We start from the raw sequence: 22,345 nt of genomic DNA, 5'->3' as shown, positions 1-22,345 counted from the left end.
TGGACTTTGCGCCCCGCGCTGTTGCACTTTCCGGGCCGCCCGCGAGGACGCTCTAGCGGCGGACCGTCAGTTCGTAGGTGGCCTTCGCTTCGGGAAGCCCGGCGGTGCTGTGGGCGGTGATGGTGAAGGTGGCCTTCCCGGCGTGCCGGGGAGTGCCGATGATGCCGCCCGTGTCCTGGTTGAGGGAGAGCCCCTGGGGCAGGGCGCCGCCGCTGAGCTCGTACCTGATCGTGGCCGGGGTGTTGGTGGTGAGTCTGGCTGCATAGAGCTGGTGACGGGTGGCGGCGGGCAGGCCGGCGGTGGTCAGGCTCGGCCAGGAGCGCCGCCGAGCGGGTCTTCGAGGCCGTCCGCCAGGGTGACCGGGAGGCGGCGACGATCGTCCGCGCCTTCGCCCGGGACCTGGCCAAGGGCATCGGCGCCGCGGTGCTCACCGTCGATCCCGAGCTGGTGGTGGTGGGTGGCGGCATGTCGGGCGCGGGGGAGTTGCTGGCGGCGCCGCTGCGGGCGGAACTGGCCGAGATCTGCCTGTTCCCCCTCCGGGTGGAGGCCTCGACGCTGGGCGCCGAGTCGGTCGCCCTGGGCGCCGTACGGCTGGCCCTTGACCACGTGGAGGACGAACTCTTCGGCGTCCGGGCTTGAGGTCGCGATGGGCCTGAAGACCGCCGCCGAGACGCCACGGGCGTGGTCGATCGGCGGCGGCTGGGTCAGAAGGTGAGGGTCCAGGCGTCGATGGCGCCGGCGTCGTAGGTGTAGACGTCACGGACCCGCAGGTTCCAGGTGCCGTTCTTGGTCTCGGCGGAGGTGTTGACCGCGAACGTCTCGTGCACGCCCCCGGCCGAGCCGACGCCCCCCGGCCTCTTGAGGTTGTAGACCGCCCCGCTGGGCCCGACCAGGTCGATGACGAGGTCGGCCGAATAGGTGTGCACGATGTCCACCCGCACCGAGGTCGCGCTCGTCCCCGCGCCGTCGCAGCCGGTGACCGTCACCGGGCTGCTCACGGCGGCCCCCGCGTCGGGAACGGCCACGTCCGCGCTGTTGCCGCCACCGGCGCAGGTCGGCGGGCCGCCGAGGAAGCCGGTGTAGAGCAGCTTGTTGGGGGAGCCCGCGCCGGGACCGCGCACCACGTCCGGCGTCGCGTTGTCCACGAGCGCCCTGACCACCTGGTCGGGACTGGCCGACGGGTACGCCGACAGGTACAGGGCGGCGGCCCCGGCGATGTGCGGCGCGGCCATCGAGGTGCCGCTCATGGTCGTGGAGCCGCCGGAGCTGGAGGTGGAGGTGACGCCCTCGCCGGGCGCGAACAGGTCCAGGCAGGAACCGTGGTTGGACAACGAGTACTTGTTGTCGGAGCTGTTGGTCGCCCCCGCGGTGATCGCCGTGGGCTCCGAGGCCGGGCTGGTGTCGCAGGCGTTGCCGTTGTTGTTGCCGGCCGCGATGGTGGCGGGGATGCCGGCCGCGACCAGGCGGCGTACCGCCTCGTTCACCGAGGTGTCCTTGGAGCCGGCCAGGCTGAGGTTGGCCACGGCAGGCTTGCGGGCGTTGGCGATCACCCAGTCCAGGCCGGCGATGACGCCGGACCAGGGGCCGTTGCCGGAGCAGTCCAGCACGCGCACGCCCACCAGCGCGACGCCCTTGGCCACGCCGTACGTGGCGCTTCCGACGGTGCCGGAGACGTGGGTGCCGTGCCCGTGGCAGTCCTGGGCGACGGCGTCGTCGTCGATGAAGTCGTAGCCGTCGGCGGCCCGCCCGCCGAAGTCGGTGTGTCCCTTGAAGATGCCGGTGTCCAGGACGTACGCGGTGACGTTCTCGGCCTTGCCGGGGTAGGTGTAGCCGCGGTCCAGGGGGAGGGCGCGCTGGTCGATGCGGTCCAGGCCCCACGTGGGGTTGGGCTGGCGGTCGGCGACGCGGGCCATGCCGTCCTGCTCGACGTAGGCGACGCCGGGTTCGGCGGCCAGGCGCGCGGCGGCCCGCTCGTCCATCCGGGCGGCGAAGCCGCGCAGTCCTGCCGTGTAGACGTGGCTGATCCGGCCGCCGTACTTGCCGGCCAGGGCGTCCGCCCGGTCCCTGGTCGTCCTGGCGACGGCGGTGGCGTCGCGGAAGACGACGATGTAGCTGCCGGGGATCGAGCCGGGGGCGTCGGCGTTGCGGATCGGGTTCTGGAGGGCCTGCGCTGGGGTGACGTCCAGTCCCAGCGCGGCCGTCGCCACCGCCAGGAGTAAGGCCACCGCGCGGCGGCGCGAGGAGGTGCGGTCTGTCACGGGGGGTCTCCGTTTCCTGCGGCCGGGCAGCGCCCGGCTCGGGAACTTGGCCGCCATGGTGAGGCGGCCCCCGGACGCCGGTCATCCGTAGGAGGGTGGGTAGGGGTACGCGACGCACGGTTCCCCGTAGGGCCACCAACCCCTAAACTCGGCATTTCACGGCCTGTTATCCGGCGTTGTCCAACCGAGCACGTGAACGGGACACGACATGACCGCAGCCTTAGGACAGTCGGCGGTAACACGGATACGGACGAGGTCGCCCGTGCTCGTCGGGCGGGAGCAGGAGCTGGGCGACCTGCTCGCGGTCCTGTCGGCCCGGCCCGCGGTGGCGATGATCGAGGGCGAGGCGGGCGTCGGCAAGAGCCGCCTGGCCGGGGAGCTGATCGCCCAGCCGGACCTCGCCGGCTTACGGATCCTGACGGGCTACTGCCAGCCGCTGCGCGAGCCGTTCCCGTTCGGTCCCGTGCTGGAGGCCGTGGACGGCCTGCGCGGCTACACCCACCCCTTCCAGCGCGCCCGGCTCAGCCCCGTCACCGGCATGCTGCGCGACCTGCTGCCCGAGCTGTCGGAGCACCTGCCGCAGTCGCCCGCCCCCACCGGCGACCCCCAGGCCGAGCGCCACCGGCTGTTCCGCGCGGTCCGCGAGGTGCTCGCCGCCGCGGGACCGGCCCTGCTGCTCATCGAGGACCTGCACTGGAGCGACGAAGGCACCCGCAACCTGCTGTCGTTCCTGCTGTCGAACCCGCCGGCCAACCTGGCCGTCGTGCTGAGCTACCGGCGCGAGGAGGTCGCGGGCGGCGTGCCGCTCGGCCGCGCCTACCGCCCGCCGCCCCGCGCAGGCAGCATCGTGGTACGGCTGCGCCCCCTGACCCTGGACCACGTCCGCACCCTGGCCACCTGCATCCTCGGCGGCTCCGTCCCCCTGGACTTCGCCACCCGGCTCTACGAGCGCACGGCCGGCCTGCCGTTCGTCATCGAGGAGACCCTGAGGGCGGTCCGCTCATCGGCGGGCGGTGTGCCCCTGGACGGCGCGGCCGCCCGCCGCCTCCTGGAGAACGCCGAGGTCCCCGTGCTGCTGCGCGAGGCCATGGCCGAGCGGCTGGCGAGCCTGTCCGGCGACGCGATCGCGCTGGCGCAGGCCGTGGCGGTCCTGGGCACCCCCGCGACGCTGGAGCACCTGCGCGAGGTGTCCGGCCTTGGCGACGAGCGCTGCCGGACCGCGCTCGGCGCCGCACTCGACCGGGGAGTCCTGCACGAGCTCGACGAGTGCGTGTACGGCTACCGCCACGCCCTGGCCCGGCAGGCTGTCTACGCGACCATGGCCGGCTACGAACGCCGCCGCCTGCACGTCCGGGTGATCGAGGTGCTGCGCCGCCTCGACCCGCCGCCGCTGGTCCGCCTGGCCGACCACAGCCGTCAGGCCGGCCTGACCGAGGACGCGCTGCGCTACGGCGAAGCCGCGGCCGACGCCGCCGTGCAGGTCGGGGACACCGCCACCGCGACCCACCTGCTCCAGCGCCTGCTCAACGACCCCGGACTGCCCGCCGGAGACGTCGACAGGCTGGCCATCAAGCTCGGCGAGATCGCGCACACCGGCCTGGACCAGCGCGACCCGTCCACCACGCTCAAACGGCTGCTGGACGACCCGCGCCTGTCGGCCGCGGCCAGAGGCGAGGTGCGGCTGTTCCTCGGCTGGATGCTGATCCGCCAGGCCGAAGGGCTGGACGAGGGCCGGGCGGCGATCGCCAAGGCGGTGGACGAGCTGGAGGACCGGCCCGACCTGGTCGCCAGGGCGATCGCCTCGCTCGCCCTGCCCTACCTCGGCACCACGCCGCTGGCGCGGCTGCACCCCTGGACGCAGCGGCTGAAGGTGGCGCTGAAGAGCGTCCCGGAGGGTGAGCTGCGCATGTCGCTCCTGGCCAACTACCTGCCGTCGCTGGTGACCGTCGGCGACCCGGGCCCGCTGCGGGTGCCGGACCAGGCCTCCGGGCCCGGCGCCCAGCGGCACCTGGCCCGGCTGCGCTGCAACCTCGCCGACTCCTGCGTCTGCACCGGCCGCTACGAGCAGGCCGGGCACCTGCTGCGCGACGGGCTGCACCTGGCCGCGCAGGTCGGCGCGACGTTCGTGACCAGCACCGGGCAGGCCACGCAGGCCCGGCTGGACTGGGTGCTCGGCCACTGGGACGGCCTGGACGAGCGCACGCTGCGGCTGCTGGAGGAATACCGCGATTTGCTGCCGGTCGCCAGCGAGCTGTCGCTGGTGCTGGGCTGGCTGGCCACCGCCCGGGGAGAGTGGGAGGAGGCGGAGAGCTGGCTGGCCGGCACCGGCATCGCCGTACCCCAGGAGTCGATCATCCCCGTCGCGCTCAGCGCGTTCGCGGCGCGCGCCAGGGCGCGCCTGGCCAGAGGCGAGCGGGAACTGGCCGTCACCGACGTCGAGCGCGGGCTGCACGTCGCGCGGACCAAGGGCGTGTGGGCGTGGACGGGCGAGCTGGTCCCGGTGGCGGTCGAGGCCCTGCTGGAGAGCGGGCGGGCCGAGGAGGCGCGCAGGCTCCTCGCGGAGCTCGAACGCGGGCTCGCCGGGCGGCACGCGCCGCTGGCCGCCGCGGCCGTGCGGATGGCCGGAGGGCAACTCGCCCAGGCCGACGGCGAACCGGCCGCGGCGCACTTCGAGGAGGCCAGGCGGCTGTATGAGGAGCTGCCCGCGCCCTACTACGCCGCGCTGGCCGCGGAACGGCTCATGCTGTCCGGCGGCGCCGTGGAGGAACTGGCCGAGCTCGGCGACACCTTCGCCGCCCTGGGCGCCACCTACGACGCCGAGCGGTGCCGCCACCACCTGCGCACCCTTGGAGTCTCCGTGCGCCGCGGGCGGCGGGGCTACGGCGACACGCTCTCGCCCCGCGAGCAGGACGTCGCGCGGCTGCTGGCCACCGGCCGCACCAACCGGGAGATCGCCGGCATGCTGTTCCTGTCGCCGCGCACGGTGGAGACGCATGTCGCCCGCATCCTGCAGAAGCTCGGCAAACACTCCAGGACCGAGTTGCTGAAGTAGGTAGCCGCGGGCAAAGGTCGGTACCCCTACCCACCCCGTCCCCGATTGTCAGCCGCACCGGCCCCGGCTGACCGTGGTCCGCAGTATCCCCACCTCCTCCCCCCAGGAGTGCGGAAAGGACCACACGTGACATTTCCCCACCTGCGGGCTCTGCTGCCGCTGGCCGTCGCGGCGGCGCTGATCCCCCTCGGCCAGCCCGCCGCCCACGCCGACCCCGCCACCCCACCGGCCGCCAACTACGAGTCCGACACGGTCCCCACCCCCGGCTCCGGCGGGCAGGTGGCCTTTTACAACGGCCAGAACGCCACCGTCCAGGAGTTCCCCGCCATCATCGCCGGGCTGCGCGAGGGCGGCTCGCGCCCGCAGGGCCAGTCGTGCACCGGCTCGGCGATCGCCCCCCGCAAGATCCTCATCGCCGCCCACTGCGCCGACGCCGCGGGCGAGAAGAGCTTCCTGTACGGCCTGGACGACCTCAACGCCGGCGGCGGCTTCCGCACCCGGGTGATCGAATACAAGAAGCATCCCCGGTACGTCAACTTCGACCAGGGCTACGACGTGGCCGTCGTGACCGTCGCCGACGACATCCCGGTGCCCGGCGGGGTCTACGCCACGGTCGCCACCTCCGCCGACGAGCGGCTGGCCGTACCCGGGCGGGACGGGCTCGGCTTCGGCTACGGCAAGAAGGACTTCAACGACACCGCCCGCGACGTCACCCTCGACAAGGCCACGCTGCCCGTCGTGGACGGCGAACGGCTCTGCCAGGGCGTGGGCGCCGGCTTCAAGACGGCCACCATGATCTGCGCCGGGTACGGCGACGGCCGGGTCACCATCCTGCCCGGCGACAGCGGCGGCCCCCTGATCATCGACGGCAAGATCGTCGGCGTCGCGTCGTGGAGCCGCGCCGACTTCAAGTGGTACAGCGTCTACGGCCGCCTCACCAACGACATGGGCGACTGGGTCAAGGAGCAGATCGGCGGCCAGCAGCCGGGCGAGTTCGGCCTGTCGCTCAATCCGGCGACGGTCAGGACGACCCCCGGCAAGTACGTCTCGACCACCGTCGTCTCGACCGCCACCGGCGCCCCCGAGTCCGTCACCCTGACCGCCGCCGGGCTGCCGGCCGGGGCCAGGGCCGTCTTCCAGCCCACCTCGATCATGACCGGCGACACCGCCAAGCTGACCGTCGAGACCTCGGCCTCGACCCCCGCCGGGACCTCACCGATCACGGTCACCGCCACCAACGCCGCGGGCAAGACCGCCACCGCGACCCTCACGCTCACCGTCGAGGGCGATCCGCCGACGGGCGAGGTGAAGGTGACGCTCAACCCGCCCGCCGCCTCGGTCCGCTCCGGCATGATGGCCACGACCTCCGCCACCGCGACCGGCGGCACGGGGAACCTGACCCTGTCGCTGTCCGGACTGCCCGCGGGGGTTCACCCGCTGATGACGCCTGCGACCATCCCGCAGGGCGGCCGGAGCTCGATCACCCTCCTGACCGGCTTCGGCCAGGCGACCCCGCCCGGCACCTACCCGGTCGTGGTCAGGGCGCGCTCCGCCGACGGCAAGACCGGCACGGCGACCTTCACGCTGACCGTGACAAGGTAGCCGTCCCCGCCGCCCACGCCTCCGGCCCCCGGGGGCGTGGGCTCAGGCGAAGTGCATGACGATGGCCAGGCCGACGACGTGCATGAGCACCACGGCGACCAGCAGCGAGATGAACACGAACTTGGCCGGGCCGTGCTCGAAGTGCTTGCCCTCCTTGAGCGGAGGCAGCTTGGCCTGCCGCTCGGCGATGCGCTCCTCCAGCGGCTTGCGGTGAAACATGCGGGCGTCCCTTTGTGCGGCATTGGTTGGTAGGCTATTAATTTGTACACCAACTAATCTAGCGGCCGTCACCCGGAGGCGTACACACATGGAGTCTGTGACAGACACAACAGATCTCCTGGCCCTGGACCGCCAGGTCTGCTTCGCCCTGAGCATCGCCTCGCGCAGCGTCATCGGCCTGTACCGTCCGCTGCTGCAGCCCATGGGGCTGACCCATCCGCAATACCTGGTCATGCTGGCGCTCTGGCAGCACGAGCCGCTGTCGGTCAAGGAACTGGGCGAACTGCTCCGCCTCGACCCGGGCACCCTGTCGCCCCTGCTCAAGCGGCTCCAGGCCCTCGGCTACCTCAGCCGCGAACGCAACACCAAGGACGAACGCGCCCTGGCGGTGACGCTCACCCCCGCCGGCCGCGCGCTCAGGGCCGAAGCCGAGAAGATCCCCCCGGCCATCGTCGAACGGCTCGGCATGGAGCTCGCCGAGCTCCAGCACCTCCACGGGGCGCTCATGCGGGTGATCGCGGCGACCGACCGCGACCCCGGGAGCCGTAAGGTGTGATCAGTAGGTCGGCGCCATGGTGGTGGTGGGTGCGCTGACGTGTTCGCCGTGCCGTGAACGCGTCCGCTTCCCGCGACGCGTCCGTGGCATGGCATGACGCACCCAAGGAGTGCCATGACCGACCACCACACCCCCGATCGCGCAGACGTTGTCGTCGTCGGCGCCGGAATGGCCGGGCTGACCTGTGCGAACGTCCTGCTCGGGCGGGGCGCCGACGTCCTCGTGCTGGAAGCGCGCGACCATGTCGGCGGGCGTACGCGCACCGTCGAGGCCGGCGGCGAAAGCGTCGATCTCGGCGGCCAGTTCATCGGCCCCGGCCAGGATCGCGCCTATGCCCTCGCCGCGGAGCTCGGCATCGAGGTCTTCGCCACCTACAACGCCGGTGACCACCTGATGGAGACGGCCGCCGGGCGCGTACGGCCCTGGCGGGGGACCGTGCCCCGGCTGAGCGTGCCCGAGACGCTGGATCTGGCGCAGGCGATGGCCAGGTTCGAACGGCTCGCCCGGACGATCGACCCGAGTTCTCCCTGGACCGGGTCCGGCGCCGCCGGGCTCGACGGCCAGACGCTGGGCGGCTGGCTGCGCCGTACCCTCTGGACGACGGGGGGACGCGAGCTGTTCACGGCGGCGAGCAGGCTGCTGTGGGCCTGTGAGCCCGGCGAACTGTCGCTCCTGCACGCGCTGTTCTACGCCAGGGCGGCCGGTGGCCTGCGCGCGGTGATGGCCACCGAGGGCGGCGCGCAGCAGGACCGGCTCGACGGCGGCGCGGGCGAGATGGCGCGGCGGCTGGCCGCCCGGCTCGGAGACCGCGTCCGCCTGGCCACGCCGGTGCGCGCGATCACGCGCGACGCCTCCCACGTCGTCGTCACGACCGGTTCCGGGCGCAGCGTGCGGGCAGGTCAGGTGGTGGTGGCGATCCCGCCGACCCTGGCCGGGCGCATCCATTACGACCCGCCGCTGCCCGCCGCCCGCGACCGCCTGACGCAGCGCCTGCCCATGGGCGGGGCGATCAAATGCGTCCTGGTGTACGGCGGGCCGTTCTGGCGCGCTGCCGGCTTCAGCGGGCAGGCGCTCAGCCTGCGCGGACCCGTCGACGGCGTCGCCGACAGCAGCCCGCGATCAGGCGGACGCGGCGTCCTGGTCGCCGTCATGCACAGGCCCGCGCCGCAGGAGGCGGTCCTGAACCAGCTCACCCGGCTGTTCGGCGCCGAGGCGGCGCGGCCTCTCGCCGCGGTCCGGCACGACTGGAGCGCCGACCCGTTCAGCCGAGGCGGGTACGCGGCGCTCTTCCCCCCGTACACCTGGACCCGGTACGGCCCGGCGGTACGCGAACCGGTGGGCCGCATCCACTGGGCGGGCAGCGAGACGGCGACCCGCTGGTACGGCTACATCGACGGCGCGATCCGCTCCGGCGAAGCCGCCGCCGAGGCGGTCCTGTGAAATAGGGTTCGGCGGTCGCGTCGATTCACGCGGCCGCCGTTCGACCTGGGTCTCGCCCCCACCTGAGCCTGGCCGACAACCTCCAGCCGGAGGCCGCCATGCTCGGCACATCGTGTCAAAGACATAAACAACGATCTACCTGTAGAAATGCTGCGAATCGCTTTTCTACGAGGAGATCTCACATGACCAGACGTGCCAAGGCGGCACTCGTGGCCGCCACGCTGGCGGCCGGAGCCATCACCGGGGCCGCCCCGGCAGGAGCGGTGTCGACCAATGTCGTCATCGCCGAGGTCTACGGCGGCGGAGGCAACTCCGGCGCCACTTGGAGCAACGACTTCATCGAGCTGTACAACCTGGGTTCGGACCCGGTGAGCCTGAGCGGCTGGAGCGTGCAGTACGCCTCGGCCGCGGGCACGACCTGGCAGGTGACGCCGCTCAGCGGCAGTCTGCCTCCCGGCAGACGCCTGCTCGTCCAGGAGGCCGCCGGAACCACCGTCACCGACAAGCCTCTACCGCCCGCCGACGCCACCGGGACCATCCCGATGAGCGCCACCGCGGGCAAGGTCGCCCTGGTCTCCAGCACCACCGCGCTGGTCGGCTCCGACGTGGTCACCGCCCCGGGCGTGATCGACTTCATCGGGTACGGCACGAGCGCCAACGCCTTCGAGGGAGCCCCGGCCCCGGCGCCGTCCAACAGCAACTCCATCAGCCGCGCGGCCACCCCGGTCGACACCGACAACAACGCCGCCGACTTAGCCGCCGGCGCCCCGACGCCCACCAACCTGGCCGGCCAGACCGGCCCCGGCGGCGGAGAACCCACCCCGACGCCGACCCCGACACCGACGACCAACCCGTGCGACACCGCCCCCACACACCAGATCGCCGACGTACAGGGTGCCGCCGCCGCGACCCCGCTGTCCGGCCAGCAGGTCCGCGTCGAAGGCGTCGTCACCCGTACCTTCACCAGCGCCACCGCGCGCTCGGGCTTCTTCGTCCAGGACGACACACCCGACGCGGACCCGGCCACCTCCGACGGCCTGTTCGTCTTCGCCCCGAACTTCGCCTCCACCGCGCTGAGCGTGGGCACGCGGGTGAAGGTCTCCGGCACCGCCACCGAGTTCGGCGGCGCCACCCAGCTGTCCACCGTCACCGCGGTCGACGCCTGCGGCACCGGCACCATCGCCGCCGCCACCCTCACCCTGCCGATCGCCGCAGCCGACACCTTCGAACGCCTGGAAGGCGTCCTGGTGACGGTGCCCGGCAAGCTGACCATCAGCGAGAACTACTGGCACGCCCGCTACGGCCAGCTCCTCGCGGCCACCGGCGGACGCCTCTACATCCCGACCGACCGCCCCGGCGTCGACCCCGCCGCCGACCTGCGCCGCTCCGTCGTCATCGACGACGGCTCCTCCGGCCAGAACCCCAACCCCATGCCGCACTACCCGGCCGGCGACCAGCTCGCCCGCTCCGGTGACGGCGTCAGCGGCCTGACCGGCGTGCTCAACCAGGGCGCGTACGGCTCCACCAGCACGAACGTCAAGTACCTCGTGCACCCGACCGGCTCGCTCACCTTCACCCGCGACAACGCCCGCACCACGGCGCCCGCCAAGGTGGGCGGCGACGTGCGGATCGCCAGCTTCAACACCCTGAACTGGTTCACCACGCTGAACGCCGCGGGCTACCCGAACCCGCCGTACAACCCCGACTTCACCCCGCGCGGCGCCAACACGCTCACCGAGCGCGACCGCCAGCTGGCCAAGGAGGTGGCCACGCTGAAGGCGCTCAACGCCGACGTCGTCAGCCTCATGGAAGTCGAGAACCCCAGGCCCGACCTGGCAGGCACCGGCTTCCAGCCGGCCGCCCTGGAGGCCCTGGTCGACGCGCTCAACACGGCGGTCGGCGCGGGCACGTACAAGCTCATCACCCACCCCGGCCCCGGCACCGACGCCATCGCGGTCGCGATGATCTACAAGCCGGCCGTCGTGAAGCCCGTCGGCTCGCCCAAGACCATCTCCGACCCCCGCTTCTTCAACGCCCGCCCGCCGCTGGCCCAGACCTTCCGCTCCACCAAGCTCCTGCTGTCACTGCGCCCGTTCACCGTGATCGCCAACCACTTCAAGTCCAAGAGCTGCGGCGACGCCAGCGGTGACAACGCCGACCTCGGCCAGGGCTGCTGGAACGCCCAGCGCGTCCTCCAGGCACAGGCCATCCTTGAGATGATCAAGAAGCAGAAGCTCGTCAACCCGCTCATCGTCGGCGACCTCAACGCCTACAGCGAAGAGGACCCGATCCAAACCTTCGCCTCCGCCGGGCTGCGCAGTGTCAGCAAGCAGTTCGTCCCGCTCGCCGGCCGCTACAGCTACGTCTTCGGCGGCGCTTCCGGCGAACTCGACCACATCCTCACCACCAAGCAGGTGATGCGCCGCATCGCCGGAGCCACCATCTGGCACGTCAACGCCGACGAAGACGTTTACTACGACTACAACACCGAGTTCAGGACCGCGGGCGACCTGTACAGCCCCGGCCCGTACCGCGCCTCGGACCACGACCCGCTCCTGCTCGGCCTGGACCTGTTCGGCCTGGTGAGGGACAAGCACTAGCCCCTGGGCGGGCCTCCTTGAGGCCCGCCCTTTTTTGGGGATACGGCGAGCCGCGCTCATGGGCCTAGAAGCGGTCCGCGTGTTCGTCCACCCACTGTGTGAACGTACGCGCCGGACGGCCGGTCACCCGGGTCACCGTGTCGTCCACGGTCGTGGAGGATGCATCGGGCGCCGCATACCAGCCGACGACATACTCGGCATCCGCCCGTGACACACCGGTGGCTGTCAGCCGGTCGATGGCCTGTTCGTGCGTTATCGACTGGAAGGCGATGTCCCGGCCGACAGCCCGGGACAGGATCGCGATCCGCTCACTCGGGGTCAGCGACTCGGGTCCGGTGAGGTTGTACGACCGCCCTGAATGACCGTCATCGAGCAACGCGACCGCCGCCACGGCCGCGATGTCGGCCTCGTGCACCAGGGCGCTGGGAAAGTCGTACGGTTCCCTGACCACACCCTCGGCTCGGATCGAGTCGGCCCAGGTCAACGTGTTGGACATGAACTCCTGTGCTTCCAGCCGTGTCCATTCCACCCCCGAGCCCGCCACCGCCTCCTCAACCGGCCCCACCGCGCCACCCCACACCACGGTGATGCGCCGAACACCCGCACCGACCGCCCGCTCCACCAACTCAGGCCCCACCTCCGCCAGCCCAGCCGTCACCGTGATGTGCAGCCGGCTGACGCCCCGCAGCGGGGCGCCCAGCTTCTCCGGTGCGTTGTGCGTGCCTTGCACCAGTTCCACCTCAGCCGGAAACCTCCCCGCGGTCGCCGCCGGATCCCGCGTCAGCGCCCGGACCCGCTCGCCTCGCCGGACCAGCTCTGCCACAACGTGCCGGCCGGTGTTCCCGGTAGCGCCCGTTACCAAGGTCGTCACAGTCGAGTTCCTTAGATCGTCCTGCTTGGATGAGTCGCCGACGAGCCTAGAATCTCAACCGCACTTAAGGTCAAGAAGCCCGATCGCCCACCCACCCGCGCTCCCCGTCTGCGCGGTCTGGACCGATCGCGTCGTACGTATCTCGGCCTCTCAAGGCGCGTCCGTGTATTGCCGCGTGAGAATTCGACCTGGTTGACCCTGGCGTGGTGCGGGTGTCGTACTGGCGCTGGACGGGGTTGGGAGCGGGCCCTGTGCGGAACGTTCGGCCAGCTCCTCGTCGGCTAGTGGGTTGGGTCTGCTGCGCGGCGGCCTCGGGGTTTGACTGTGGTGGGAAGGGTCACCAGTCCGCGGATGCTGGGGCTGCCCGCCCACCGGACGCCCGCTGGGTCGATGTCGTAGTTGACCTCTACGGCTGAGACGAGCTCCTCCAGCACAACAGCTGCCTCCAGCCGGGCCAGGGAGGCGCCCAGGCAGAAGTGCGGGCCCAGGCCGAACGCCAGTGTCTGGCTGGTGTCCCTGCGCGGGTCATAGCGGTCGGCGTCGGGGAACGCGCGGTCGTCGCGGTTGGCCGCCGCGATCACCAGCAGCACCCGGGCGTCCTGGGGGATCGTGACCCCGTGTAAGGTCAGGGATCTGGTCGTGCGCCGCATGGTGTACTGCGAGGGGCCCTCGAAGCGCAGTGTCTCCTCCGCCCATGCGCGCACCGGGATTCGGCCGGTCCAGATCTGTTCGCGTAGGTCGGGATGTGTCCAGGCCAAGCGCCATGCCGTTCCGATCAACTTGATGGTGGTCTCGTTGCCCGCGACGCCCAGCAGCATGAGCGTGGCCGCTACGTCGGCGTCCTGGAGCCGACGGCCGTCGAGCTCGGCCTCCAGCAGCGCGGTGGCGAGGTCGTCCTGCGGCTGCCGGCGGCGTTCGGTGATGAGCTGCCGATAGTAGGTGTGGAGTTCAAGGTTGGCCTGCCGTACCCCTGCGGTGAGCCGGCCGGTCAGGTCGTCACGCTGGATGATCTGCTGGCTGAGCCGTAGCAGCATCGGCCGGTCGGCGGCCGGGACGCCGATGAGCTCGCTGATCACGTCGACGGGTACGCGGGCTGCGAAGCCGGTGATGAAGTCGAATGAGCCCTGCTCGATCGCGGTGGTCGCGTAGGTGCGGGCCAGTTCGCGGATGCGTGGTTCGAGACGGTGGATGCGTCCGGGGGTGAAGGCTCGGGAGATGAGGCCGCGTACCGCGGTGTGATCGGGCGGGTCCATGGCCAGGAAGCTCATCGACCGGCGGGCGTCGGGGCTCCATTGCTCCAGGGTGACGCCGTGGTCGGAGGAGTAGACGCCTTGGCTGTCGCGCCAGACGGCGGCCACGTCCGCGTGCCGCGACAGCGCGTAGAAGTCCAGGTCGGGGTTGTGGTAGACGGGCTGTTCGTTCCGCAGCGCCTCGTATGTCGGGTACGGGTCGCGCTGCAGCGTGGCGTCGTTCGGGTTGTAGACGACCATGCAGGAACCGCCTCTCCCTGGAAGCAGTCGCCGGGATCCAGCGTGGTCTGGAACCCGCTTTGATCGCGATTCTGGCCGGGTTTCCCCATGAGGCCAATGCGATCGCCGATTTCGAGGGGGATCACTCCTCGACGTCGCTGCCCGGACCCGTTCCGCCACCGGGAGCAACTCGGCGTACAGGCGATGTGCCTTCGTGGCTGGCGTTTATCGCTACGCCACACACCTACAAACCGGGCACGCGCGAAGTGGCTCGCGAAAGTCCGAGCCGGTGGAGCAGGTCGCCACCGACTCGGTCGGGCCCGCGGGTTCACCGCGGCCACGGCGGTGGCCTACGGGTTGGCCGACGAGATCATCGGTTGTCCGGCCGACTCCCCGGAGTCCGGCACCCCTGCGTAGTCGGGCAGCTCGACGCCGTTGAGCGCACGTTCGACCAGTTCGGTGAACCATTCGCCGGCGAAATCGGGGCTCGGCTCGGCATCCGGCCCCGGAACCCCGAGGCTGTGCACGTGCAACCGGCCGATCTCCTGGTTGGCCTCCACGTACGGGCGCATCCGGGCCTCGTAGCCGGCGAACCCGGCCTCCGGGTCCCACCCGGCGGCGGCCAGCTCTCCGGCCAGCAGGTAGGCGCCGACCAGGGCCAGCCCGGTGCCCGCCCCGGACATCGGCGACGCGCTGCACGCCGCGTCCCCGAGCAGCGCCACCCGTCCGCTCGACCAGCGGTCCATCACCACCTGAGCGACCTGGTCCAGATAGAAGTCCGGGGTGTCGTCCACGTGCGCGAGGATGCGCGGGGTCAACCAGCCGAAACCGTCCATCCGCTCGCACAGCAGGCGCTTCTGCGCCGCGACGTCGCGGTAGTCGACGTCGAAGTCGGCCGCGGGGAAGGAGAACATGGCCATCGCCCGGGTGGCGTCCGGGATGGGCCGCAGGCCGGCGGACCGTCCGGCCTCCTGATAGTCGATCATCCAGCGGTCCACGCCGAACTCGTTGGGCACGCTGTAGAAGGCCAGCACGAGCCCGAGATGGCGGATGAGGTGCTCGCGCGGCTCGAAGACCATCGCTCGCAACTGCGAGTGCAGCCCGTCGGCCCCGATCACCAGATCGAAGCGCCGCCGGTCGCCGCCGGCGAAGACCACGTCAACCCCGTCCGCGTCCTGGCTGAGCTCGGCGATCCGGTCACCGAAGACGTACTCGACACCGTCCCGGGTGTCGTCGTAGAGCACTCGGGACAGATCCCCGCGCAGGATCTCGATATCCGCGATGAACCCGTCGCCGTCGTGGTCGTCCGCGCGGTGGGTCTCCAGCACGTTCCCGTCCGTGTCCACGATGTACGCGCCGGCGGTATCGGTGCAGGCGGCGCGTACCGCCGAGTCCAGCCTCATCCGCCGGATGACCTCCTTGGCCACCCCGCGCGCGTCCACCGCCTGCCCTCCGGGGCGCAGCGCCGGGGCGCGCTCCACCACGGTCACCTCGGCCCCCCGCCGGCGCAGCCAGTGGGCCAGCGCCGGCCCCGCGATGCCGGCCCCCGCCACCAATACCCTGATGCCGCTCATATCGCCTCCTGCTTGTCCGATTCGTGTCGATGACGTGAGTGGCCCAGTCCTCGGTCCGCCTCCATCGACAGTCAGACTCGGGCGCGAACAGGAAATCATCGCTGCGCGGTCATCGAATTCAGCGCTGGTGGATCATCGCGGTCCACGGTGCGCGGCCGACGCGATCAGGGTGGACCGCGCTGCGGGGTCATTCGTCCTCGTCGGGTTCGTCTGGGTCACGCGGCGGGCTTGCCGTCGTTCATCGCAGGGCGGCCAGTGCCACGGCCAGGCCGCGCTGGTTCTGGCCGGAGGACTTGGCGTCGGTGGAGTTGATGGAGTACACGAGGGTCCTGCTCAGGTCGCGGGTGGCGCCCACTCCTGCCGAGTAGCCGTAGCGGGCGCCGGTCTTGCCGTAGGCGACGAGGCCGCCGGGCAGGACCATTCTGCTCATGCCTGAGGTGTACGCGGCGGGCTCGCACGTGCCGTAGGTCGTCACGCGGGGGACCGTGAACATCGGCTCCAGCTGCGCTGAGGGCACGATCTTGCCCGAGAACAGCGCGCGGACGAACTTCTCCAGGTCGGCGGTGGTCGAGATGAGGTCGCCCGAGGCCCAGGTGGAGGTGACGCTCATCTTGGTCATGTTCACCACGAAGGCCGCGCCGTAGCGGGTGGAGTCGGGGAAGCCTTCGGGGACGAGCTGGTAGCCCTGGTGGTGGCGGCCGTGGATGCGGACCGAGTCGCCGGGCAGGTAGCTGTCGCGCATGCCGTACGGGCGCAGGATGCGGTTGGTGACCTCGCGCTCGTAAGAGCGGCCGGTGATCTTCTCGATGAGCAGGCCCGCGACGAAGGTGTTGATGTTGGTGTACTGCTGTTTGGTGCCGGGATCGAACTGCACGGGGTTCTCGGTGGCCAGCGCCACGTACTCCCGCGGGGTCCACTTCTTGAATCTGGTCTTGTAGACCTCCGCGAAGGAGGGGTCGATCTTCGGTGCGGGCAGGCCGCTGGTGTGGTTGAGCAGCTGACCGATCTGGATCGGGGGATAGTCGGCGGGGAGCAGGCCGGGCAGGTGGTCCTGGACCGTGTCGTGGAGGGCCAGTTCGCCCTCGGCGTTCAGTTGGAGGACGACCGCGGTGGTGAACATCTTGGTGACGCTGCCCGCGCGGAAGCGCGCGTTCGCGGTGGCGGGTCGTTGGGTGCGCAGGTCGGCGATCCCGCTCACGCCGCGCCACGATCCCCGCGTGCCGCCCACGCGGACGATCGCGGCCGTGGCGTCGGCGGCGGGCAGCCCGGCGATGCTCTTGGCGAGTGCCTGGTCGTTGATCGGCGGTACCTGGATCGGCGGGTCGACGACGGGCGCGGGGACCGGGCAGTCGTCGACGGCGGCCGCGTGGGCGGGGGCGGAGACCGCGAGGGTGGTGACAACGGCGAGGCACAGGGCCGAGGAGAGCTTCTTCATGCCGACCAGCCTGTCGATCACCGTGAAGATCCGGATCGCCGAGGCGAGCGAGTTTCTCCCTCCCTCTGACGAGGGAGTTCCCGGTGCCCTGCTGGCCTCGAACACCCGAAAGCCGATCGCAGCCAGCAGCGGCTCGGTGAGGCCCCATACCGCTTGACCAGCTCGGCCCGCCCTTCAGGGGCCACGTCATTGCCGCTGACCGGCACGACCACCAGCTTCTCCCGCCAGCCAGCGTACCGGGGGTGGGCGGGATCCGGGTCTTGGCCTGCCGGTGGCCGCCTCACCAAGCATCACGGCGGAGTCGACGAGCGAGCATTCGGGTACGCCGGCGTCGCTGGGCAGGCGGCACCGTAGGTTCGGCGGATCGCGTGTAATGCGATAAAGCGGATCGAAAGCAAAGACAAATCGATGCGCTATACCGTAGCCATGAGAACAAGGAGGGTCTGTCACACGGAGCACGGGGGAAGGACCTGACGGAAGCAGTAAGCGGCCAGCGTTAGCGGGGGTCCGCTGAGTGGAGCGTTGGGAACCGGCGCGGGTCACACGTGACCACCTATTCGAACTGCACGCAATGCGCCCCAGCGGCTACGGCAGTGCGCTCTTCGAAAGTCAGGGTAGCGCGCAACATGTCATGCCGGGGCGACAATCTCTTCGCCCGCATCGCCGAGGCTGAACGCGAAGGATGGCTCGGCGAGATCGAAGGACTTCGCCTGAGCCTTGACGGCGCCGGAGACAGACAACCTCGCCCAGCCGGTCGCGTTGACCATTCCAAAGTCTCGCGCATAAGTCCTGCACGACAGACAGGTGCAGGCCGTCATTCACTAGTAACGGCCGGCACCTGCCGCTAGAGCCCTACGCTCCTGCCATGACCTGATAGGTCAATCGTGACGCGGTCAAAGGGGCTGGATATCGACCACCTGCGTTCCCCACGGACAGAAGCGATCTCCGGACAACGTACCGTTCTCCACATCGGACGGTTTGCCGTCGCACAGCTCCATCGACACATCGACGAACTCCAGATCGCCGGGATCCAGGTGCCAGCTCCACCCCGTGTTGACATCGGTCCCCGGCAGGATCTTTCCGTTGATGTGCTGCCGATTTCCTACGCCGGACATGTTGCGGTATGCCGCGTCGACGTCATTGGACTCGACGAGACGCACGCGGAAAGTCTCCCCGCCCGTGTTGATGGTCGCGACGTACTCCGCGGCCGCGGTTCCGGCCTGAACCGGACTTCCCGCGGCAATGAGTCCGATGGCGCTGACCGTGACTGCGGTGGCCATACGAAGAGCGTTGAACACGAGTTCTCCTATCTCTCGGCTCGCCCGTGAGCAAATGGATATCGCCTGTCCATCTAACGGTGATCTTGACGTGATGTGAATGCCTGACGGCATGACAAAGATCACAACACGCAGAGGGTATTCGAGAGCACGAACAGCGATCATGACGGAATGTCACTTGCCCGTTGGCGGCCTGTTTCAGAAGACGCAATGAGTCGGCCGCGCATCCATCAGAAGGAATTCGGGCAGGTTGGTGCGTTCAATGTCAAGCCGCCCACGCCCTTCTCCGTGGTCGTGACCTGGACGCGATACCGCTCCTATGGTCGAACGGCAGGTCGTGGTCGGAAGCGGCGACGATGCTGCGATCAGCCATGCCAGGGATCTAACAGGTGAGGCACTGCCACGACACCGGGTATTGGCCGCCAGGCGTAACTCACCAGGCTCAGTTGATAACCGGACCTGCTGAGCGGGATGACTCCGTCGCATCTGGCGCTTCCGGTTCGCCGGTTGAAAGGCAGAGCTTCCTGAGTTGCGCTCCTCTTCGGAGATGCGGGACTACCCTGTCCGCCAGTTGAATTCGGCACTGCGCCGCCCAGGAATGTATGGCGGAGAACTGAGCATTCGGCTCGTCATCGATCACCTGCTCCACCTCGAGCGCGGCGATGAAGCCTGGGCCGAAGAAGAGCTATCCCTGGAGTCGCGCGGGGCCTGGACTTCGATCGGCGTGTCCGGGGCTTTCCGGGACCTGATCCCCGGCCCATATGAGTCCGGCACTGCCTCCGTCTACTCCGAGTTCGCCCGAGCTCGCGGCTGGCTGGAGGCCGACCGAACACTGACAAGTAGCGAGTACGACCAGATGCGAACACACATCCCCACCTGGGCCACACACGACCACTTCCTCAGTGAGGTGCTCAACACCTTCGGGCCACCTGCTGGGCGGCGGCCACCCCTACTTCGGCAAGACCCTCAGCTACTTCACCGACGCCGCAGACACATCGATGATCTTCTTTCACCTGTGGAACGGCGCCTTCCCCGGCCAACGTCTGCCGGACACAGTGGTGGGTGGTGGGTCAGGCGGTGTGCTCCATGTCGTGGTTGACGGGGGTGGCCGCCCGGACGCCGGCGGTGCGTCGGGTGCGGGCGAAGCCCCAGGTGACGAAGGCGGCCGCGACGAGGGTGAGGGTGAGGCCCGCGATGGTGACGGCCTGGTGGAATTCGCCGGTCTGCCGCGGGCTCCAGGGGGACGCGGTGATGTCGCCGGTGAACAGGAGGGCGAGGATGGTGCCGGTGACGGCGATGCCGGTGCCTGTGGTGACCTGACTGGCGGTGTCGACGAGCGCGGTGCCGATGGTGGTCCGGTTCGCGGGCAGGCCGCGGACCACGTTCAGCCCGGCGACGACGCCTACCACGCGCATTCCGGCCGCCACCAGGATCAGCGCGAGCGCGATCCACGGGTAGCCGAACCGGCCGAGCAGGCCGTAGACGGCGAGGCCGGACACGACGGCCGCGGCGCTGGTCCATGCGGCCCGGTCCAGGCCGACGCGCTGTACGAACGGGTTGACGAAGGGGCTGGCCCCGATGAGGACGACGACCTGCGGCAACATCCCGAGGGCGGCCAGTGCGGGCGGCCAGCCCCAGTCGAGCTGTAGTTGCAGCGTCACCAGGTACGTGAGCCCGGCGGTCGCCAGCCCGGCGGCGGCCTTGTAGGCCAGGCCGCTGGAGACCAGGGGGAGGGCGAGGAGCTTCAGGTCGAGCAGCGGATGGCGGGCCAGGCGCTGGCGCAGGACGAAGCAGGTCAGCGACGCTACGGCCGCGGCGGTGACCGCCCAGGGCGCCCAGGATCCGGCGCCCTGATCCACGAACAGCGTCGGGGCGAGGAGCGTGAGCACGATCGCCGCCGTGCCCAGCAGCATTCCGGGGACGTCGAGGGGGTCGTGGTGGAGGCCTGCCGGGTCGTCGGCGGCGATGCCGTACCGCACGCAGAAGAAGGCGAGCGCGGCGATCGGGACGTTCACCAGCAGCAGGACCTGCCACGGCGCGATCGCCAGCACCAGGCCGCTCGCGGTCGGGCCGATCGCGAGCCCGACCAGGCCGACGGTCGAGATGAGGGTCAGCGCGCGCACCCGCAGGCCGTCCTCGTCGAACAGCCGGAAGGCCAGCGCCATCGACCCCGGGGTCGTCATCGCGGCGGCGACCCCTATCGTCGCCCGGACGGCGATCAGTTGCTCGGCGGTGGTGACCACTGCGGTCGCCAGGCTCGCCAGCCCGAGCAATGCCAGGCCGATCAGCATGATCCGGCGCCGGCCGAACCGGTCGGCGATCGCGCCGAAGGACAGCATCAATCCGCCGAACACGACCGCGTAGGCGCCCGTCACCCACTGCAGCGCGGTGGTCGAGGCGTGCAGCTCGCGTCCGATGACGGGCAGCGCGACGTTCAGGATCGAGTTGTCCAGCATCTCGAAGAGGAACACCGCCGACAGTCCCGCCAGCGCGACCCAGGCCTCCCGCAGCGATCGGGGGCCGCGGCCGGGCATGGCCGCACCTGGCTCATTCATGGAGGTCTCCCGTCAGGTCGTGATCCTGGCGGGGGACAGTGATCCGCCCGGATGGCAGGCGGTGGCGCGCGGCCCGCTGGGGGCCGCTCCGGGGACAATGACACGTGACAGTGGTGGTCTGTTCGAAGGGCATGCCACTAGGCTATGTGACTAAGTTAAGTTGCACAAGGAAGTGAGGTCGGGATGCCCAGGACCAGTGCGCGAGGCGGGCCGCAGACGCGCGCGAAGATTTCGCAGGTCGCTACCCGGCTGTTCCTGGAACGCGGGTTCGACACGGTCACGGTCACCGAGGTCGCGCGGGAGGCCGGGGTCTCGGCCGTGACGGTCTTCAAGCACTTTCCGCGCAAGGAGGACCTTCTGCTGGATCGCCAGGTCGACGCCGTCGAACTTCTGCGTTCGGCGGTACGCGAGCGTGCCCCGGGCACCGGGGTGCTCCAGTCCTTGGGCGACATGGCGTTCGGTCTTCTTGAGGAACGGCATGCCCTGTCCGGGCTCAAGGACGGGTCCGTTCCCTTTTTCCGGACCGTCGTGGCCTCGCCGGCGCTGGTCGCCCGTGCCAGGGAGATCGCTTTCGATCTCCAGGAGACTCTCGCCGGCGAGCTCGAACACGACCCGGCGTTCGATGGCGACGGCCCGCTGCTCGCGGCCTTCTTCGTCGCCGGCTACTCCACCGTGCTGGTGGAGACTGCCCGGCGGATGGTCGCCGGAGAAGCGGCTGACACCGTCGCGGACGACCACCGCGCCCGGCTGGAGCGGCTGTTCGACGCCCTCGGTAGCGGAGTCGTGCCCCGGTCTTGAGGCTCGTCGCCGCGTGTGGCGGGGGCCGTGGGGTAACCGACGCCGAGGCGAGATGTCCACGTCCACATGCGCCGAGTGGATGACACCGGTTGCCGGGGATATGGTCGAGACGCCTGTCAGCACCGGGGAGGCGTTGTGGAGACGGTCAGTACGGCTGAGCTTCCGGCGAAGGAACGGTTCGCCGTCTGGCGCGAGGTGAGTGCGACGCGGTGGCTGCCGGTCGTGGCCGGTCGTGGCCGGTTGTGACCCGCATCCTGAGAGTGCGTTCCAGGTTCGGGCGGACTTCAGCGAGCTCGGCCCGGTGCAGGTGGTTTTGATGACCGCGACGCCGCAGTGGATTCACCGCACGCCCAAGCTGATCCGCCGATCCGATCCCGAGACGTTCCTGGTGACCTGCGCCCTGCATGGCCGGGTATGGACCGAGCAGGACGGCCGGCACGCCGAGCTCCGTGTCTCATCGGCGGGCCTCCATCCGATCTGCGGGTCCTGGTCTGCCACGGATCTGACGAGCATCTCCTGTACGGGCTGATCCTCGGCACGTGCGAGCGGCTGCCGGAGATGAGCGGAGTTGCGCGGCAAGGGGATCTTGGGCCACCATCGTCGGCATGACTAGTGGAAAGGGCGTTCTCCGCCCCGGCC

General features: G+C 70.4%; 19 protein-coding genes. 9 read left to right on the top strand and 10 right to left on the bottom strand.

Features of this window, described 5'->3' with window-relative positions; translation table 11 throughout:
• Positions 1-52: 52 nt before the first annotated feature.
• Positions 53-307, bottom strand: a complete 255-nt coding sequence (locus tag HNR40_RS57940) for an Ig domain-containing protein (RefSeq protein WP_184969611.1) — start codon at positions 305-307, stop codon at positions 53-55.
• Between HNR40_RS57940 and HNR40_RS35670 the strand changes: the two genes are divergently transcribed.
• Positions 259-639, top strand: coding sequence for an ROK family protein (locus HNR40_RS35670; protein ID WP_184969609.1), 381 nt, complete (start codon positions 259-261; stop codon positions 637-639). The two genes, HNR40_RS57940 and HNR40_RS35670, sit on opposite strands and share 49 nt — an antisense overlap.
• 65 nt (positions 640-704) lie before the next feature.
• Here the strand turns inward: HNR40_RS35670 and HNR40_RS35665 are convergent, their stop codons facing one another.
• The gene (locus HNR40_RS35665; protein WP_221341242.1) at positions 705-2,258 is read right to left on the bottom strand and encodes a S8 family serine peptidase; all 1,554 of its coding nucleotides are present in this window, start codon (positions 2,256-2,258) and stop codon (positions 705-707) included.
• Between the two features lie 262 nt (positions 2,259-2,520).
• Between HNR40_RS35665 and HNR40_RS35660 the strand changes: the two genes are divergently transcribed.
• Both HNR40_RS35660 and HNR40_RS35655 read left to right on the top strand, forming a co-directional pair.
• Positions 2,521-5,310: a helix-turn-helix transcriptional regulator gene (locus tag HNR40_RS35660; RefSeq protein WP_184969320.1), complete on the top strand. Its 2,790-nt coding sequence runs from the start codon at positions 2,521-2,523 to the stop codon at positions 5,308-5,310.
• Between the two features lie 126 nt (positions 5,311-5,436).
• Complete coding sequence (locus HNR40_RS35655; RefSeq protein WP_221341241.1) at positions 5,437-6,912, top strand: trypsin-like serine protease; 1,476 nt, start codon at positions 5,437-5,439, stop codon at positions 6,910-6,912.
• A 42-nt stretch (positions 6,913-6,954) separates the two neighbouring features.
• On the opposite strand, the gene HNR40_RS35650 is transcribed toward HNR40_RS35655, so the two are convergent.
• On the bottom strand, positions 6,955-7,131 hold the full coding sequence (locus HNR40_RS35650) for a hypothetical protein (protein WP_184969318.1): 177 nt from the start codon (positions 7,129-7,131) through the stop codon (positions 6,955-6,957).
• Positions 7,132-7,219: 88 nt separating this feature from the next.
• On the opposite strand from HNR40_RS35650, the gene HNR40_RS35645 reads away from it, so the two are divergent.
• The 3 genes from HNR40_RS35645 (at position 7,220) to HNR40_RS35635 (ending at position 11,727) form a co-directional block, all read left to right on the top strand.
• A complete protein-coding gene (locus HNR40_RS35645; RefSeq protein WP_184969316.1) occupies positions 7,220-7,687 on the top strand; it encodes a MarR family winged helix-turn-helix transcriptional regulator in 468 nt (155 codons plus the stop codon).
• A 114-nt stretch (positions 7,688-7,801) separates the two neighbouring features.
• The gene (locus HNR40_RS35640; RefSeq protein ID WP_184969314.1) at positions 7,802-9,127 is read left to right on the top strand and encodes a flavin monoamine oxidase family protein; all 1,326 of its coding nucleotides are present in this window, start codon (positions 7,802-7,804) and stop codon (positions 9,125-9,127) included.
• Positions 9,128-9,309: 182 nt separating this feature from the next.
• Positions 9,310-11,727, top strand: coding sequence for an ExeM/NucH family extracellular endonuclease (locus HNR40_RS35635; protein ID WP_184969312.1), 2,418 nt, complete (start codon positions 9,310-9,312; stop codon positions 11,725-11,727).
• A 64-nt stretch (positions 11,728-11,791) separates the two neighbouring features.
• Here the strand turns inward: HNR40_RS35635 and HNR40_RS35630 are convergent, their stop codons facing one another.
• The 4 genes from HNR40_RS35630 to HNR40_RS35615 all read right to left on the bottom strand — a co-directional run bounded on the left by HNR40_RS35630 (position 11,792) and on the right by HNR40_RS35615 (position 17,076).
• Positions 11,792-12,598 (bottom strand): NmrA family NAD(P)-binding protein, encoded by an 807-nt coding sequence (locus HNR40_RS35630; protein WP_184969310.1) that lies wholly within the window; start codon positions 12,596-12,598, stop codon positions 11,792-11,794.
• Between the two features lie 281 nt (positions 12,599-12,879).
• On the bottom strand, positions 12,880-14,088 hold the full coding sequence (locus tag HNR40_RS35625; RefSeq protein WP_184969308.1) for a cytochrome P450: 1,209 nt from the start codon (positions 14,086-14,088) through the stop codon (positions 12,880-12,882).
• A gap of 329 nt (positions 14,089-14,417) precedes the next feature.
• The gene (locus tag HNR40_RS35620; protein WP_184969306.1) at positions 14,418-15,641 is read right to left on the bottom strand and encodes an FAD-dependent monooxygenase; all 1,224 of its coding nucleotides are present in this window, start codon (positions 15,639-15,641) and stop codon (positions 14,418-14,420) included.
• Between the two features lie 238 nt (positions 15,642-15,879).
• On the bottom strand, positions 15,880-17,076 hold the full coding sequence (locus HNR40_RS35615; RefSeq protein ID WP_184969304.1) for a serine hydrolase domain-containing protein: 1,197 nt from the start codon (positions 17,074-17,076) through the stop codon (positions 15,880-15,882).
• Between HNR40_RS35615 and HNR40_RS35610 the strand changes: the two genes are divergently transcribed.
• A complete protein-coding gene (locus tag HNR40_RS35610; RefSeq protein ID WP_184969302.1) occupies positions 17,075-17,233 on the top strand; it encodes a hypothetical protein in 159 nt (52 codons plus the stop codon). The genes HNR40_RS35615 and HNR40_RS35610 overlap by 2 nt on opposite strands.
• Positions 17,234-17,705: 472 nt before the next feature.
• Here HNR40_RS35610 and HNR40_RS35605 read toward each other — a convergent pair whose 3' ends face one another.
• The 3 genes from HNR40_RS35605 to HNR40_RS35595 form a co-directional block, all read right to left on the bottom strand.
• Entirely contained in the window at positions 17,706-17,843 is a 138-nt protein-coding gene (locus HNR40_RS35605; RefSeq protein ID WP_184969300.1) for a hypothetical protein, read from the bottom strand.
• 126 nt (positions 17,844-17,969) lie between these two features.
• A complete protein-coding gene (locus HNR40_RS35600; protein ID WP_184969299.1) occupies positions 17,970-18,374 on the bottom strand; it encodes a BP74-related protein in 405 nt (134 codons plus the stop codon).
• Between the two features lie 1,049 nt (positions 18,375-19,423).
• Positions 19,424-20,908: an MFS transporter gene (locus HNR40_RS35595; protein WP_246509790.1), complete on the bottom strand. Its 1,485-nt coding sequence runs from the start codon at positions 20,906-20,908 to the stop codon at positions 19,424-19,426.
• Between the two features lie 183 nt (positions 20,909-21,091).
• Between HNR40_RS35595 and HNR40_RS35590 the strand changes: the two genes are divergently transcribed.
• Both HNR40_RS35590 and HNR40_RS35585 read left to right on the top strand, forming a co-directional pair.
• Positions 21,092-21,706, top strand: coding sequence for a TetR/AcrR family transcriptional regulator (locus HNR40_RS35590; protein WP_184969298.1), 615 nt, complete (start codon positions 21,092-21,094; stop codon positions 21,704-21,706).
• 199 nt (positions 21,707-21,905) lie between these two features.
• The gene (locus tag HNR40_RS35585) at positions 21,906-22,235 is read left to right on the top strand and encodes an AraC-like ligand-binding domain-containing protein (protein WP_312896639.1); all 330 of its coding nucleotides are present in this window, start codon (positions 21,906-21,908) and stop codon (positions 22,233-22,235) included.
• Positions 22,236-22,345 lie beyond the last annotated feature (110 nt).

The sequence above is a fragment of the Nonomuraea endophytica genome, from assembly GCF_014203235.1.
Lineage (GTDB): Bacteria > Actinomycetota > Actinomycetes > Streptosporangiales > Streptosporangiaceae > Nonomuraea > Nonomuraea endophytica.
This window is presented reverse-complemented; position numbering and strand designations above follow the sequence as displayed.